The organism is Photobacterium chitinilyticum, from assembly GCF_004104355.1.
GTDB lineage: Bacteria > Pseudomonadota > Gammaproteobacteria > Enterobacterales > Vibrionaceae > Photobacterium > Photobacterium chitinilyticum.
Genome location: NZ_RJLM01000001.1, coordinates 455754 through 470398, shown reverse-complemented (window position 1 = coordinate 470398; position 14645 = coordinate 455754). Strand labels below are relative to the sequence as shown.

General features: G+C 44.9%; 10 protein-coding genes. 4 read left to right on the top strand and 6 right to left on the bottom strand.

The annotated features are described in order from the left end of the window. Positions 1 to 6 precede the first annotated feature (6 nt). The gene (pfaD, locus tag EDI28_RS02085; RefSeq protein ID WP_128782178.1) at positions 7 to 1644 is read left to right on the top strand and encodes an eicosapentaenoate synthase subunit PfaD; all 1638 of its coding nucleotides are present in this window, start codon (positions 7 to 9) and stop codon (positions 1642 to 1644) included. Between the two features lie 114 nt (positions 1645 to 1758). On the opposite strand, the gene EDI28_RS02080 is transcribed toward pfaD, so the two are convergent. The 3 genes from EDI28_RS02080 to EDI28_RS02070 form a co-directional block, all read right to left on the bottom strand. Continuing rightward, positions 1759 to 3129, bottom strand: a complete 1371-nt coding sequence (locus EDI28_RS02080) for a hypothetical protein (RefSeq protein WP_128782177.1) — start codon at positions 3127 to 3129, stop codon at positions 1759 to 1761. A gap of 515 nt (positions 3130 to 3644) precedes the next feature. Beyond that, the gene (locus tag EDI28_RS02075; RefSeq protein ID WP_128782176.1) at positions 3645 to 5876 is read right to left on the bottom strand and encodes a M9 family metallopeptidase; all 2232 of its coding nucleotides are present in this window, start codon (positions 5874 to 5876) and stop codon (positions 3645 to 3647) included. A 280-nt stretch (positions 5877 to 6156) separates the two neighbouring features. Next, positions 6157 to 8022 carry an MFS transporter gene (locus tag EDI28_RS02070; RefSeq protein ID WP_128782175.1) on the bottom strand — a complete coding sequence of 622 codons (1866 nt, stop codon included), beginning with the start codon at positions 8020 to 8022 and terminating at the stop codon, positions 6157 to 6159. A 543-nt stretch (positions 8023 to 8565) separates the two neighbouring features. On the opposite strand from EDI28_RS02070, the gene brnQ reads away from it, so the two are divergent. Together brnQ and EDI28_RS02060 are read left to right on the top strand one after the other, a co-directional pair. After that, complete coding sequence (gene brnQ, locus EDI28_RS02065) at positions 8566 to 9867, top strand: branched-chain amino acid transport system II carrier protein (protein ID WP_128782174.1); 1302 nt, start codon at positions 8566 to 8568, stop codon at positions 9865 to 9867. Between the two features lie 270 nt (positions 9868 to 10137). Further along, positions 10138 to 11514, top strand: coding sequence for an L-serine ammonia-lyase (locus tag EDI28_RS02060; protein ID WP_128782173.1), 1377 nt, complete (start codon positions 10138 to 10140; stop codon positions 11512 to 11514). Positions 11515 to 11583: 69 nt separating this feature from the next. Here EDI28_RS02060 and EDI28_RS02055 read toward each other — a convergent pair whose 3' ends face one another. Continuing rightward, positions 11584 to 12426, bottom strand: coding sequence for a helix-turn-helix domain-containing protein (locus tag EDI28_RS02055; protein ID WP_128782172.1), 843 nt, complete (start codon positions 12424 to 12426; stop codon positions 11584 to 11586). A 128-nt stretch (positions 12427 to 12554) separates the two neighbouring features. Next, positions 12555 to 12803: a DUF2798 domain-containing protein gene (locus EDI28_RS02050; protein WP_128782171.1), complete on the bottom strand. Its 249-nt coding sequence runs from the start codon at positions 12801 to 12803 to the stop codon at positions 12555 to 12557. An 81-nt stretch (positions 12804 to 12884) separates the two neighbouring features. Between EDI28_RS02050 and EDI28_RS02045 the strand changes: the two genes are divergently transcribed. Continuing rightward, the gene (locus EDI28_RS02045) at positions 12885 to 13799 is read left to right on the top strand and encodes a LysR family transcriptional regulator (RefSeq protein WP_128782170.1); all 915 of its coding nucleotides are present in this window, start codon (positions 12885 to 12887) and stop codon (positions 13797 to 13799) included. Positions 13800 to 13838: 39 nt separating this feature from the next. Here EDI28_RS02045 and EDI28_RS02040 read toward each other — a convergent pair whose 3' ends face one another. Then, a complete protein-coding gene (locus EDI28_RS02040) occupies positions 13839 to 14579 on the bottom strand; it encodes a DeoR/GlpR family DNA-binding transcription regulator (RefSeq protein WP_128782169.1) in 741 nt (246 codons plus the stop codon). Between the last annotated feature and the right edge of the window lie 66 nt (positions 14580 to 14645).

Here is a 14645-nt window from a genome sequence, read left to right as displayed (position 1 = left end):
CATACTATGACAACACAAACAACCATGAATAACGAAAAGCTATCACCATGGCCGTGGCAAGTGAATGAAAGTGCTACCCACTTCAATACTGATGCTATGGCACAAATACTGAAGGACTTGAGCCTCGGGTGTTACGTGGTCAATCATCCAGAGAAAGGCTTAGGGATCAGCCAGCAAGCCGAACTTACTTCAGGCGAAAGTGCCAGCGCCGACAATACCCATCCAGTTAGTGCCTTTGCGCCAGCGTTAGGCACGCAAAGTTTAGGTGATAACGATTTCTGCCGTGTTCACGGCGTGAAATACGCCTATTATGCTGGCGCAATGGCAAACGGTATTTCTTCGGAAGAGCTGGTTATTGCGCTCGGCCAGGCAGGTATTCTGTGTTCATTCGGTGCAGCAGGCTTGATCCCGTCACGTGTCGAACAGGCTATTCATCGCATTCAGGCAGCCCTGCCAAATGGCCCTTATGCTTTTAACCTGATCCACAGCCCAAGCGAGCCAGCACTTGAACGCGGCAGTGTTGAACTTTTTCTCAAGCACGGTGTGCGAACTGTTGAAGCGTCGGCTTTCCTAGGTCTGACACCGCAAATTGTTCAATACCGCGCAGCAGGCCTTAGCCGCGATGCACAGGGCGAAGTCCAAATCGCGAACAAGGTGATAGCAAAAGTCAGCCGAACAGAAGTTGCCCGCAAGTTTATGGAACCTGCGCCAGCAAAAATCCTACAGAAACTGGTCGATGAAGGCCGCATTACAGCAGAGCAAATGGAGCTGGCTCAGCTAGTACCGATGGCAGACGATATTACCGCGGAAGCTGATTCTGGCGGTCATACCGATAATCGTCCGCTGGTAACGCTTCTGCCGACAATATTGGCACTAAAAGAAGAAATTCAGGCTCAGTACCAGTTTAAGACACCACTGCGTGTTGGCTCTGGTGGCGGTATCGGTACCCCTGATGCGGCACTGGCCGCATTCAACATGGGTGCAGCATATATCGTAACCGGTTCTATCAACCAGGCTTGTATCGAGGCTGGCGCAAGTGAGCATACCCGTAAGCTACTCGCGACAACAGAAATGGCCGATGTGACCATGGCTCCTGCTGCTGATATGTTCGAGATGGGCGTGAAGTTACAGGTAGTGAAACGCGGAACCCTGTTCCCGATGCGCGCCAACAAGCTGTATGAGATCTACACTCGCTACGATTCGATAGAAGCGATCCCTGCCGACGAGCGTCATAAACTCGAAACGCAGGTATTCCGCTCGACCCTTGACGAAATATGGGCCGGAACAGTGGCACACTTTAACGAACGCGATCCAAAGCAAATCGAGCGCGCGCAAGATAATCCCAAGCGTAAGATGGCACTAATCTTCCGTTGGTATCTTGGTCTTTCAAGCCGTTGGTCTAACACCGGAGAAACCGGTCGTGAGATGGACTATCAAATCTGGGCAGGCCCGGCACTCGGCGCATTTAATGCGTGGGCGAAAGGCAGCTACCTCGATAACTATCAGGATCGACGTGCCGTTGATCTCGCCAAGCACCTGATGCACGGCGCCGCCTATCTGGCACGCATCAACTTACTTGCTTCACAAGGCATCAGACTGCCGGCGGATCTTGCCCGCTGGAAGCCTGAACAAAAGATGGCTTAACAACTCAATTAACCAAAACAGGTTTTAGCGAATCAATAAAATCGGCCTTCAAATGAAGGCCGATTTTTTAATATCCACTGACTAGCGAATATAATTTGCAAAGAATCAAGTAAGTTACTCTTTAATTAAGTATCCAACTAAAGACGTATTGTTATCTATATTTGTGTGCATTAGCACAATCTCACTTGCATCAGATTTTGTTGGAATAATTGTAAAATCCAAAACTTCACCATCTAATTTTAGATATGGTTTATCAAGCGATACCGAAGCTGTATTAATGGTTTGATCTGTGATAATCGAACCAACACCTTTGTCACCTTTACCGTTTGGCTGCTTAATAGTTAGGCTTGAACCATCGACAGTAATTTCAAATTTATAATCAAACTCGGCAGAAAGCTTAGATTTATATTTACCATTCAGTGACGCTAAATTATCTAGCTTCACACCAGTGACAATTTTCTCCATCTTGGTTTTAGGCGGAGTACCTAGATCGTTAACAAGCACTGTCCATTCATTACCAGATATATTAACCGGATTTACAGTGAAATTATTCGTACGACCCGCAGGTCCGAACATTAAGTATAAATGACCAGCCTTGCCTTTATCACCATCAGTACCAAATGGCTTGCTTAGAACACCCCATGTCTGAACTGTCCCACTTTCATCGTCAGATTTGGCAAATGCTTCACCCTTTCCTTGGACTGAATATGAGCCTGTAGTAGTTTCACTAAATTTTTGTCCCAAATAGAGCACAAGATCATCAGCCAAAATCAAATGCTTATCAGACAAATCACTCGCAGTAAAAGCGGTAGCGACACTTACTTTTTCTAGCGTTGACTCTAGCTCTGATTGAACTGTGGCTTCAGGGATAAAGTCATCATGCTCAAAGGCCATATTGCTATCTCGGTTAGCAAGCTTCACCTTATCAAGCAACTCTTTCTTTAGCACCGTTGATCTATCTTTCGTTGGATCATTAATTAAAGTTTGAATTTCATTAACAACATTTTCTCCGTTATTATTGAATTTCAACCCAGATAAGTCGAGAGTATTAGTGGCTGAACTACGATTAAATGACTTCAATATTGTTGCAGTTGTAATAGGATCAACACTATTATTTACATTACTGATTTTTAGATCGTAAGGAGTTGTAATGGAAGAGGGTTGAGAAATAAAACCAATATTGATTAAGTTAGTATCACTAAGCGAAGGTTTGTTAGCTTCATCGCATTTACCAAGATAAAATGAAACACTATCACCTTCTTTTACAGAATAAGTACCGTTAGCATCAGTACATCCTGAATTATTATCTGACTTAAAATACAAACCTTTTACGGGCTCATCAATAAAGGTGTAGCTATTTAGCTTTGGAGCTGATGATGTTGCCTGTTCTGTCGCGGTTGAAGTTGTTGAGCTATCATTACACCCAGTTGCTACTATAGTTGAAACAGCAATAAAAAGTGCTGATAGTTGTGTCTTAAAAGCCATATTTACTCCGGAATTATAAATAAAACATCAAGGAAACAAATTCACTAAAATCTTGCCTATATATAGAAGAGTCACTTTTATTATTTTTAAGCTCATTTTCTCTCCGACATATGACATTAGATATATTTGCCTCAAAAACGAGGCTGGCGATATCGATGTAATCAGCACCCTTCATATGGCACTTAGACAGAACAGCAATCACACAACGTCATTTCTCGCCATGCTATATAAATCAACATGCATTAAAACAAGATTTGTATAAAAACGGATGATTGATCACGAAAAATAGAGTAATAGATCTAAATGCGTAATAATTTGTATGACTTAAAAGACCGACTTAATATGCAACAGATGGAAACTTAAAGCTTATTCCCCCTAACAAAACCTTGCGCATCCATATTAAATCAGGCTCATATTATATTTAACTTTAGAATATATTTCGACAATCCATTGTATTATTAAAAAAGCCTTCCCCCAAGCTATAGAGGAAGGCCTTAGTCATCAGATTACTTCTTTTATTTTGTCATTTCGATTTTTAAGCTGGCACCGTTACTTGACGGATTGCTGAGCGCAGTCACATATTGCCAACCACTTGCAGGGTTATTAATAGTGAGTGACTCCACATTGCCCGACTCGGTAGAGCTCAACAGATAGTTGTTGCTCTCAGCCCAAGTCGACGGGCTGTAGAACAAATCAATATTGCCTTCGCCGTGACCGCTATTAATATCAATACGGCTGACACCTGCATCTACATAAAAGTAGTAATACGCCTTGCCGTTACTGATACAGACGGTATTGCCATCATAAATCTGGCCATAGCCGTAAGGTCCCTGAACTTTACAGCTGTCAGGTATTAATACAGGCCCTTGTCCACCAATCGATGTATCATCACTTTGAACCACCTGCAGCCAGTTATACCACTGGTAGTCGAGGGAAGTACCAATAGAGGTATTGATAAAGTTAACCCAGCCTTGCACATCACCTGCACGAGCATATTCCATCAACTGTTCAACTAACTCCGGTGCTGTTTCAAATAGAAAACGAACTGCCAAATAACCCCAGCGATAAACACGTTCGTCACCGCTATTATAGGTATTATTCAATATTTCACTGAAACGATACCGCTGTTGGCGACCAATTTCGACGGCTTCGTCATAGCGATTTTGATGAGATACATATTCGGCCAATCCTTCTGACCACCAGACTGATTTGTCCTTATCGATACTGAAGTAATTAAATGGACCATACATGTTGAATCGGCCATCAAGATAATGAATATACTCATGGCGCAAGTTCCAAACCAAAATGTCATCTCGCCACGTTGCCTCATGAGCGATAAAACGCGCCTGATTTCCTTCCACCGAAGGATCTCCCTCGAGATACATGCCCCCGTTATCAGTACTGATACCAAAGATTGTACCGGCGAATGATTTGTAGTCTTCAGTCGAATCGAAAATATTCACTTCGAGATTAGTATTATGATCATCATTGACTGGCTTGTTACCGGTATTCAATACCTGATGAAATAACGCTTCTTCTTCTGCCAGTAACGCACAAGATTGCTGAAGTTCTGATTCCGTCATACTCTGGGCACGAATTTTTATCGTATCGCTACAGGAGTGATGGATACTCAACACAGCATTTTTAAGTTCTTCCTTCCAGCCACAAATACCGAACTTTTCACACTCACCCGGATTATAGCGTTCCAATGCCCCGGCAGCACTCGCCCATGCCTTGGTATTGCGGTCGAAATGGGACATGAAACTGACGATACCCTGGTTCACTTCCTCCTTAAGGCCTTCGGAAAGTCCCCAGTATTTCTGATACTCAAGAAAACGAGCATATTCATTTAGCGCATCGGTCGCCTCATAGCTATATTCAGAATTGTAAATATATTCCGATGTTGCAACCTTCAGCAATGCTTCTCGCAAGGCCGTTTGTTGCTCGGCAGATTTAGTATAGGTTTCATCCCAGCTTCCACGGTAAAGCGTCGTCAAAGCCTTGGTTAAAGCGCCACGATGTGACCACTCTGCCAGATGTGTCGGGCTGAACTCGTTCAAATAACGGGTAATAGATGTAACACTCTGGATATAGTTTTTACTGCTGTCCCATGCAGTAAAATACTCAGCCATTGTATTGCCCTGAATATCGGTCACTTCAGAAATGAAAGGGTTATTTCGATATGCTTCAAGCAAGGAAAGTAATGCTTTATGAGCTCGTTGATCTTGGTATTTCAACTGCTCATTATTGTACTCGATATAAAATGCACCGCGCAGATAATAGAACAAATTATAAAGATCATCGCCAGTAGACGAATTATAATCCGCAGCTATCGTCGCGGCACGGCGAGCTATATCGACAACATTATCAGCTTGGTATGTAGCGAGAGAAACGCTGTCATTACGGCGGTACAGTTCACCAATACACTCCGAAGATGTATCCGTTATAAATTTAAATAGGTCAGCGCCGGAAAGTGTTGAAAACTGACGATAATCGGAGCAACCCGCACTGTCACTGAACAATGCTACATCCTGTTGCCGACGCTCGGAAAGTGTCGGTGCAGGAATAGTGATAGGAGCAATAATAGTTGCAGATTCACTGTATTCTTTTAGCGGCTCACTATATCCCCGTGTTGTTTCACCATCCGGGGAATATTGAACATTGGAACTGTTATCTTCTGCCAATACTGAGTAGCTAGTTAATAATGAAGTAATAAGAAGCGATAACCATCTTTTCCTGATAGCCATAATGATTCCTTTTTCTTGGTTATTATTAATCAAAAGCAATACCTCATGAAGAATGACATGAGTAGCCTTTGTATTTTCTGTTTTAAATCGAACCAACTGCGTGGAAAAGTATAAATATCAGTTCATATGGAGTTTGAGATACGAATCACTCATCACAGATAAATACTACATTTTACTTTCATTCTTAGATATTTGTTCCAACATACTCCGAATATTCAACATCAAAAACTCGCCCCAAATACACCCGGAGAAAACGCCTAGCAATAACAGGCACTGATGGCTAGTTCGCAATCAGTACCTCAACCTTGGCCTGCAACTCTTTGGCGGATACCTCTTCAGGTACTATCGGTTCATCGGCAACAATCTCTATTCTTGACCAGAAACGGGATGGCAGCGTAGTGAATGCCCGCCCTTTCTTGTGACTGAAAAACGATCCCCAACCCCCCTTCAGGCCGAGGGGAATAACAGATACCGGATTGCGGCTGATAATTTTCTCAATCCCTTTTTTGAACTCGTTCATTTCACCGGTTCTGGTCAGCTTGCCCTCGGGGAAGATACAGACTATTTCACCATCGGCTAGCTCTTGGCTAATTCGGTCAAAAGCCTGCTGATAGATTTTTGGGGACTTACCCTGGGCGCAAATAGGAATGGCCTTGACCCATTTGAAGAAATACTTAGCCACCGGCATATTGGCGATATTTTTATCCATCACAAATCTTACCGGACGACGGCAGGCCCCTGCTATCAACAATGCGTCAACATAGCTGACATGATTACAGACTAGTACCGCGGCTCCCTGCTCGGGGATATTATCCAACCCTTTATGGTTAATACGATATACCGTATGAGTCAACAACCAGACGACAAAACGTAACAGGAATTCATGTACCTGCGAGAACACATAGAGAGCGACTAGCACATTGCCAATCGACAACACAAGAAATAACTCTAGAATCGTCAGCTCAAAAACATTCAACAAAAGGACGGCAACAACGGCGCTCAAAACCATGAAAAGTGCGTTCATGACATTATTGGCGGCAATGGTCTGGGCTCGGCTTTTTGGCTCGCTACGCTGTTGGATCAAAGCGTTAAGCGGCACCACAAATATCCCACCGAATGCACTCACCATTGCAAGATCAAACAACATTCTCAGATTTTCTCCATGAGTGACGAATGCGCTCGCTGTAATACCCAATTCGACAACAACTTGCTGGCTGGCGAAATACAAATCAAAACCGAACACACTAATACCGATCGCACCAATCGGAATAATACCCAGCTCAACTTGGCCTCCGGAAAGCTTCTCGCAAAGCAATGATCCCAAGGCAATACCAACAGAAAACACTGTCAGCAGTACTGTTACCAGCTGCGGATTACCACCAAGATAATCACGGGCAAAGTTCGGTAGCTGTGTCAGATAAGTCGCGCCAATAAACCAAAACCAGCTAATAGCCAGAATAGACAGGAAGACAGTACGATCCTTGCGAGCATGGTTAACGGTTCTGACCAACTGGGTAACAGGATTCCAGTTCATAACCAGCGATGGATCGTTAGCCTTAGCGAGCGGAATATAACGGCTACTCAAATAGCCAAACACAGCGAGTGCCAGCACGAAAACGGTAATCAGCAGACTTGAGTTACCAGCGGTAAATAACAGGCCAGCCGCAACTGTACCACACAGAATCGCCACAAATGTTCCCATTTCAACCACCGCATTACCGCCCACCAGCTCCCTGTCGGTAAGGTGCTGCGGCAGCAAAGCAAACTTGACGGGGCCAAACAAGGCTGACTGGGCTCCCATCAGGAACAAGATGACTAACAGTCCCGGTACATAGTTAAACCAGAGTGCAACAGCACCAGCCGACATAATGACAATTTCAGCCACCTTAATTTTCCGAATCAGTGCTGATTTCTCATATTTATCTGCCAGCTGTCCCCCTATTGGAGAAAGCAGAAAGAACGGCAGGATAAACAGCCCGGCAGCTAGGTTGATCAACGTGGTACTTTCCTCTTGGCTATAGAGCCCGGAGAATGCAATAAACAACAGCAGCACATTCTTAAATAAGTTGTCGTTAAATGCACCTAGTGCCTGAGTACTGAAAAAGGGGAGAAAACGCTTTTTCCCCAATAATGTAAACTGATTCATGGCCTGTCCTCGCTGTATTCAATCTGTAATTGTTCCTTGATAGTGTTAATCTACAACACAATCGAACACTGTGCAATTGCATTTCCAAAAAATTACTGTTGAAGACAGAAACAGAGAATCGTAGCGTTTATTACTTCTCTTTCGGCAAACCTAAAGTCTCAAGTGCACATTGCAGCTCAATTAAGGCTTCCGATAACTGGGCCATCCGATCCTTGCCGAGCTCGGTTTCGAGCCGTTTTGCGTAATCAGAAAAATAATATTTACATAGCATTTCATTAGTTATATGGTGGCTTTGTTGCCCATACAATTATCTAGGCTTTTTATGTTATTTCATACAGCTCAACAATCTGTGACTTCCCCGAAAGTTCTGGGTCAGGCTGTATTGCGTGCAACAAACATTATTATCGCCATTATTCTAGTAATTATTAACTAGGCTGGCGGTTATTCCCCCGTCAGCCAGGCTGACGGAGGATAGAGCTTTCCCTTCATATTTTTCACCAGCCTTACTGACGGTCCTTATAAAAACACAACAGGACATGTCCAGTGAAAACACATGATTTACTTGCCATAGGCTTAATGACATTCGCCCTTTTTCTCGGTGCAGGAAACTTGATCTTTCCCCCCTCTCTAGGACTAGAAGCTGGCACCAATCTCTTTCCGGCGATGGTTGGTTTTTTAATTACTGCTGTAGGCTTGCCTGCTTTCACTCTCATCGTTTTAGGGCGTATCAGCAATACACACAACCTCACTAAACCACTGCCTAATTGGCTGGCTCGCACTTTCTGGGTCGCGCTTTTCACCGCAATTGGTCCGGCATTCGGCATGCCACGAGCTGTGACCGTTGCCTATGAGATGGGTATTAAGCCTTTTGTAACAACAGATCATCTTCTGTTATTTTCAATCCTATTTTCAGTATTAACGTTGATGCTCGCGTTTAAACCTGGTCGTTTGGTTGATTGCATCGGAAAGGTGATGACTCCACTACTTATTCTGATGTTATTGGCACTCGCTTTAGCTGCTATTTTTTCACCGCTTGATTTTCCGCAATCTCCTTCAGCCGATTATCAGCATGGTGCTATCACACAGGGATTGATCCAAGGCTATATGACTATGGATGCGATTGCAGCCGTTGGATTTGGCTGGGTAATCATCCAGACTATCAATGCCAAAGGAATCACTGCCCCTAAGGCCGTTGCAAATACAGCACTTAAAGTGGCGATGATTTATGCCGTATTGATGGCCGGCTGTTATATAGCAATGGGTTATGTTGGTGCCACTTCTGCCTCTGTTGCTGCCAACGCAACGAATGGGGGAGAAATTTTAGCCCGCTACGTGGCAGGAGAGTTCGGGGTGTATGGACAATGGTTACTGGCAGCCATCATCATCATGGCTTGCCTGACTACAACGGTAGGCCTTACCAATGCATGTGCTGAGTACTACAAGCAAACTTTTAATGCCTCTTTTTCAATAACAGCCACTATTGTCGTGCTTCTTACAGGCATCATTGCAAACTTTGGCCTAGAGCAAATTCTAACCGTTAGCCTACCAGCAATATTAGTCCTGTGTCCGATTGCCATTGCCTTGGTACTGGCCGCTCTATTCTTCCCCGCAAATTCAGGCGTTTCATTTACCTATATCACGGTGCTGTTAACGGCACTGGGATTCGGAGGACTCGACGCCTTAGCTATCTTGGGAAAAATACCACCAAGCCTCGATATCCCTCTGTCACACTCACTACCTCTATATAGTGCGCATGCGAGTTGGTTCCTGCCTTGTCTAGCCGTCCTGGTCTTCAACCGTATTCTGACCGTAAGCAAGAAACCTATAATGCATATCAATAATTAATAGCGAAAAATGGTAGGGCAAATAACCAAAGCCCTACCTTCTTAATACGATGCCCGAATACTTGTTCTATCCACTCTCTCACCTCTTTCAAACGTGCCCTATTTCAGTATGGAAGCCATTACTCATCAATTATTGGTGTGATACAGGTTAAGTTTCCTAAAAGAAACCTTTGTTCATCATGATGGAATTTGTCTAATATGTTTCGCAATTGTTAAATGACGTAATGGACTCAGCAGTCCTAGCCCGATAGAGAAGCATGGAGACAGGTAAATGCCACATAGTATCTTTGAGCTATTCAAGGTGGGAGTGGGCCCCTCAAGCTCCCATACTGTAGGACCGATGGCCGCGGCTGCAGGGTTTGCCACTTTTTTAACAGAGCAGAAATTACTTGAACAAACGTTTAAAGTGAAAGTTGACCTTTATGGTTCTCTGGCCCTTACCGGACTCGGGCATGCGACGGATATCGCTTGTGTGATGGGGCTAATGGGAGAATTGCCAGAAACCATAGAAGCTGATGATATTCCTACCATGGTAAGTATGGTGAAAGGTTCTCGAGACCTGCCTCTGGCCGGCCAGCGTTTTGTCCCTTTTGACTGGTCACAGGATATTGTTTTCCACAACGATACCTTTCTCCCTGAGCATCCTAACGGCATGACCTGTACTGCGTATGATCTAAAGGGCAACGTCGTTGCCGAGAAAACCTACTTCTCTATCGGCGGCGGAGCAATCGTCGCCAAGGGGCTAACAGAACAAGCAACAACGTCGACATCCCCACTGCCCTACCCGTTTAGCTCGGGAAACAAGTTATTGGCGCTATGCAAGAAGCATCAGCTTACCATTGCCGAAATTATGTTAGCCAATGAACAGGCACGTAGTACTGAAGATCCGCAAATCGGATTGGATCATATCTGGTCGGTTATGGATCAGTGCATTGAACGAGGTATTGCACAAACCGGGGTATTACCTGGCAGCCTCAAGCTCAAACGACGTGCAAATAAAATCTCCGTGGATTTGAGCGCAAGAAAAAAACGTGGTGAGCAGGTGGACTCGCAAGAGTGGGTAAACTTGTATGCTATGGCAGTAAATGAGGAGAATGCCGCTGGCGGCAAAGTGGTGACTGCGCCCACGAACGGAGCTGCCGGAGTGATCCCCGCCGTCCTAGCTTACTACATTCATTTTACTGCCCACAAAGAGCAAGATTGCGTACAAACAGGCATACACCATTTTCTGGCAACGGCTGCAGCGATTGGATCACTGTATAAAGCCAATGCATCGATTTCCGCCGCTGAAGTGGGTTGCCAAGGGGAGATTGGTGTCGCTTGCTCGATGGCAGCAGCAGGGTTGACGGAAGTTTTAGGCGGAACCCCTGAGCAGGTAGAGAATGCAGCTGAAATTGCGATGGAGCATAACCTCGGCTTGACGTGTGATCCGATCGACGGACTGGTGCAGGTGCCGTGTATTGAGCGGAATACCATGGGAGCGGTAAAGGCGATCAATGCCTGCCGTTTGGCACTGAGTGGTGACGGCTCCCACCATGTTTCGTTGGATGATGTCGTTAAAACCATGCACCAAACCGGGCTGGACATGATGAACCACTACAAGGAAACGTCACTCGGCGGACTCGCTATTAATGTAACAGCCTGCTGATGCAAGCCTGATCTCAGCGAATACAGCCAAATATAATACCTACCAAATAACCTCCGCCTTAACCGGAGGTTATTTAATTGCGGATACGACACCACCATAGATATCAATGGTTAAATCACGTTGCTTGGCATAGACGTTAGACGTAGCACCAATCGTACTTTTTAGGTAACGAATTAAATGCGGCTGATCACTAAAACCAAATTGATAAGCCAGCTCGACCCAATCGATCTCCTGTAGATCACGCTGATACAAATATTCCAGCATCATCTCTAATCTATTTATCGATTGGCACTGTTTCAACGTCAGCCCTGTTACGCGCCTGAAACTACGCTCAAGCGTTCGCTGCGAGCAGTGAAAGCGATCTCCAAGTTGGGATACTGGTGTTTCGGCCAATAAAGGCAACGTGTTACGAGTGAGCTTACTGTGCTGATCTTCTCGGTTATTAAACAGCCAAGGCAGCAGTAATTCATCCAGTATGTCGCGACAGGTATCTGGTTGATCTTTCGCAATGGCTAAAATAGCGGTTTGATTAAATGCCTCGCTGTTCAACAAGTGATTCACGTCAGCGGCTGTGACCTGATCCAGCATGGGCTGCTCAGGTGTAACGTCCAGCGAATACAATGCGCCAGTGCGAAACTTAATGCCAAGGATAAAAAACGGCTGCGAGTGATCAAGTCGGAAGGTTTGAGTGTGGGGAAAAATCCAGTGGCAACCTTCTCCTTTTGCTGATGTGGTATCCAGCTCGTAATGGTAAGGTTGCTCCGGTGGAGCAATAATCAAATGCCCTGTCGGGTCCGGGTTTAGCTTCGGGTACTGGTAACTGTGGCTACCAGGTTGTTTTTCCAAAAACCAGTAGCGTTCAACATACTTCGCCACTTCAGGAGCTGTTGGCGTTCGCAGCCAATTTATCATTCGGACCTCTGATTTTATCAATCTGCATAAGTATTTGATCACTTTTGCCGGATAAAGTCACTTATTACTGCGTAATTATCTGAACAGCCGAAGGCTCATAATCGTTCTATGATCCTCAAGCATTGTTCTTAACCATTCTCCTTAACAATACTTTGAACTTTAGGCCTACATAACCAAGCCGAAAACGTTCGAATCTGAGGAAGCACGGTTAGATTAAGGAACAAAGCACACGGCCACGCGATTAAGAAGCTTTGTGCCCAAACCGGTGGCCAGTCGATGCCAAACCCCATTTTGTACCCAGAAATCAATCCAGACATCATGATCGCCATCGTGAGCGATGACAGAATAGCGGCTACCCAGAATTGTTTATTTTTCATAATCCCTACTCATCTCTTGTAAATCACATACAAAAAATATAAACCTAATCATAAATGGTAACAATGAGTGAGAATTGAATTGTGGATTCCATATTTGGAAGTGTTGATGATCTGTTTTTGTTCTGCAAAGTAGTTGAACAAGGCTCGCTGCAGAAAGCGGCACACGTGCTGAACTTACCGCAGTCGACGGTTTCTAGACGGCTGGCGGCTTTGGAAACTCGACTCGATTTGAGGCTATTGGAGAAAAAAGGGCGGGAACTAACGCCGACAGAAGTCGGCAAACTGGCCTTTGAAAACATCAGCAGTGGCATGGAGCAAATTGAATCGGGTATCGAGAGCCTTACTGAACAAACTAACCAAGTGTCTGGCCGCGTTAAGCTATCCATTCCGCATAGCTTTTTCCGCTCATTTGTTGCTCCGACGATCGAAAAGTTCCTCAAGACATATCCCAAGGTCCACCTTGATTTAGTATTAAACAACGATCAATCAAAGCCCGAAACGGATCGTGATTTGCTTATTACGTTTGATATTGAAGATATGGATGACATGATTGCCAGGCCAATCTTCACCGCCAGGCACGGTTTCTTTGCCAGTCAAGAATATGTACAGCAATGTGGGACGATCTCTACCCCAACCGATTTGGCTGCACTTGATTGGGTGACTATCGATCAAAAAAACAAGTTACCGTTCTTTCGTAATGGAAAACTGCATGAAGAGCATCTGATTAATCCGCGGCTTATCGTAAACGATCTTCGCGCGGTAATAGATGCGGTAAGCAGAGGGTTAGGGGTTGCTTCACTGCCTCTCAGGCATGCAAAAGAAGCAACAAATTTAGTGCAATTACTTCCAGAATACCACCGTGGCGACCGCCAATCCTTTCTTGTGTACAAAGCAAGAAAATACCAACCCAATGCAGTTCGCGTATTGATTAAGGCTTTGCTTGAGGAGAGTGCCTTTTTAGACAAAGCTATAACAAGAAGAAAAGATGCAAACTAAAGTCCGAACAAGCCTCAGCTTGACCAGACCTGCTCAGCTCTAACCACAAAGCACTTCCACGCCTTGTTTTTTCAAGGTTTCGATGTCTTCCGTCGGTGCGGAATCGTCGGTGAGCAAAATAGAGATTTCGCTGGTTTTACCAATTGAAGACGGGTAAATCTGGCCAAACTTGCTCGAATCAGTCAGCACTATGTTACGGCGGTTCTTGCTGATGATGGTCTCGGCGATTTCTGCCCGCATCATATCACGGCTGGTAAAGCCGGTATCTTGGTGATAGCCGTCAATGCCCAGAAAGGCTGTGCTGAAGTGGATATTTTGAATACACAGTTTGGTCAACGGCCCTACCAAACTCTCTCCCTGATGCTGGTACACCCCGCCAAGCAATATGATGTTGGCAGAAGAGTTGCGAATAAGGTGGGCAATGTAGGCCGATGGGGTAATAATCGTCACATCACCGCGATCAGCCAAAGTGCGGGCCAATAGCGCATTGGCACTGCCCCCTTCAATTAATACCGTTTCATTAGGTGCCACCAGATCAGCGGCTTTGTTGGCGAGTTGCTGCTTAATATCAAAACGGACTTCAAGACGCGCATTCACATCATCACTTTGCAGCGCCATTGCGGCGCCATGAACACGCTTGAGGTAACCCTGCTGCTCTAGAAAATTCAGATCTTGGCGGATGGTAACACCCGATACGCCCACTAAGTCAGACAAGTCGGTAACTTGTACGCGCTTGCGCTTGTTCACGATTTGTAGGATCTCATTTTGTCTTGAGTTCACAGCGTTTCTCCATAAAAAAGGCCGAGTCAGTGTAACTCAGCCTTCTTTCATTTGAAACTCACATCT

Excerpts from the sequence above, each read along its gene's own strand:
- pfaD (WP_128782178.1), top strand. The coding sequence starts at position 7 with ATGACAACACAAACAACCATGAATAACGAAAAGCTATCACCATGGCCG.
- EDI28_RS02080 (WP_128782177.1), bottom strand. The coding sequence starts at position 3,129 with ATGGCTTTTAAGACACAACTATCAGCACTTTTTATTGCTGTTTCAACT.
- EDI28_RS02075 (WP_128782176.1), bottom strand. The coding sequence starts at position 5,876 with ATGGCTATCAGGAAAAGATGGTTATCGCTTCTTATTACTTCATTATTA.
- EDI28_RS02070 (WP_128782175.1), bottom strand. The coding sequence starts at position 8,022 with ATGAATCAGTTTACATTATTGGGGAAAAAGCGTTTTCTCCCCTTTTTC.
- EDI28_RS02060 (WP_128782173.1), top strand. The coding sequence starts at position 10,138 with ATGCCACATAGTATCTTTGAGCTATTCAAGGTGGGAGTGGGCCCCTCA.
- EDI28_RS02055 (WP_128782172.1), bottom strand. The coding sequence starts at position 12,426 with ATGATAAATTGGCTGCGAACGCCAACAGCTCCTGAAGTGGCGAAGTAT.
- EDI28_RS02050 (WP_128782171.1), bottom strand. The coding sequence starts at position 12,803 with ATGAAAAATAAACAATTCTGGGTAGCCGCTATTCTGTCATCGCTCACG.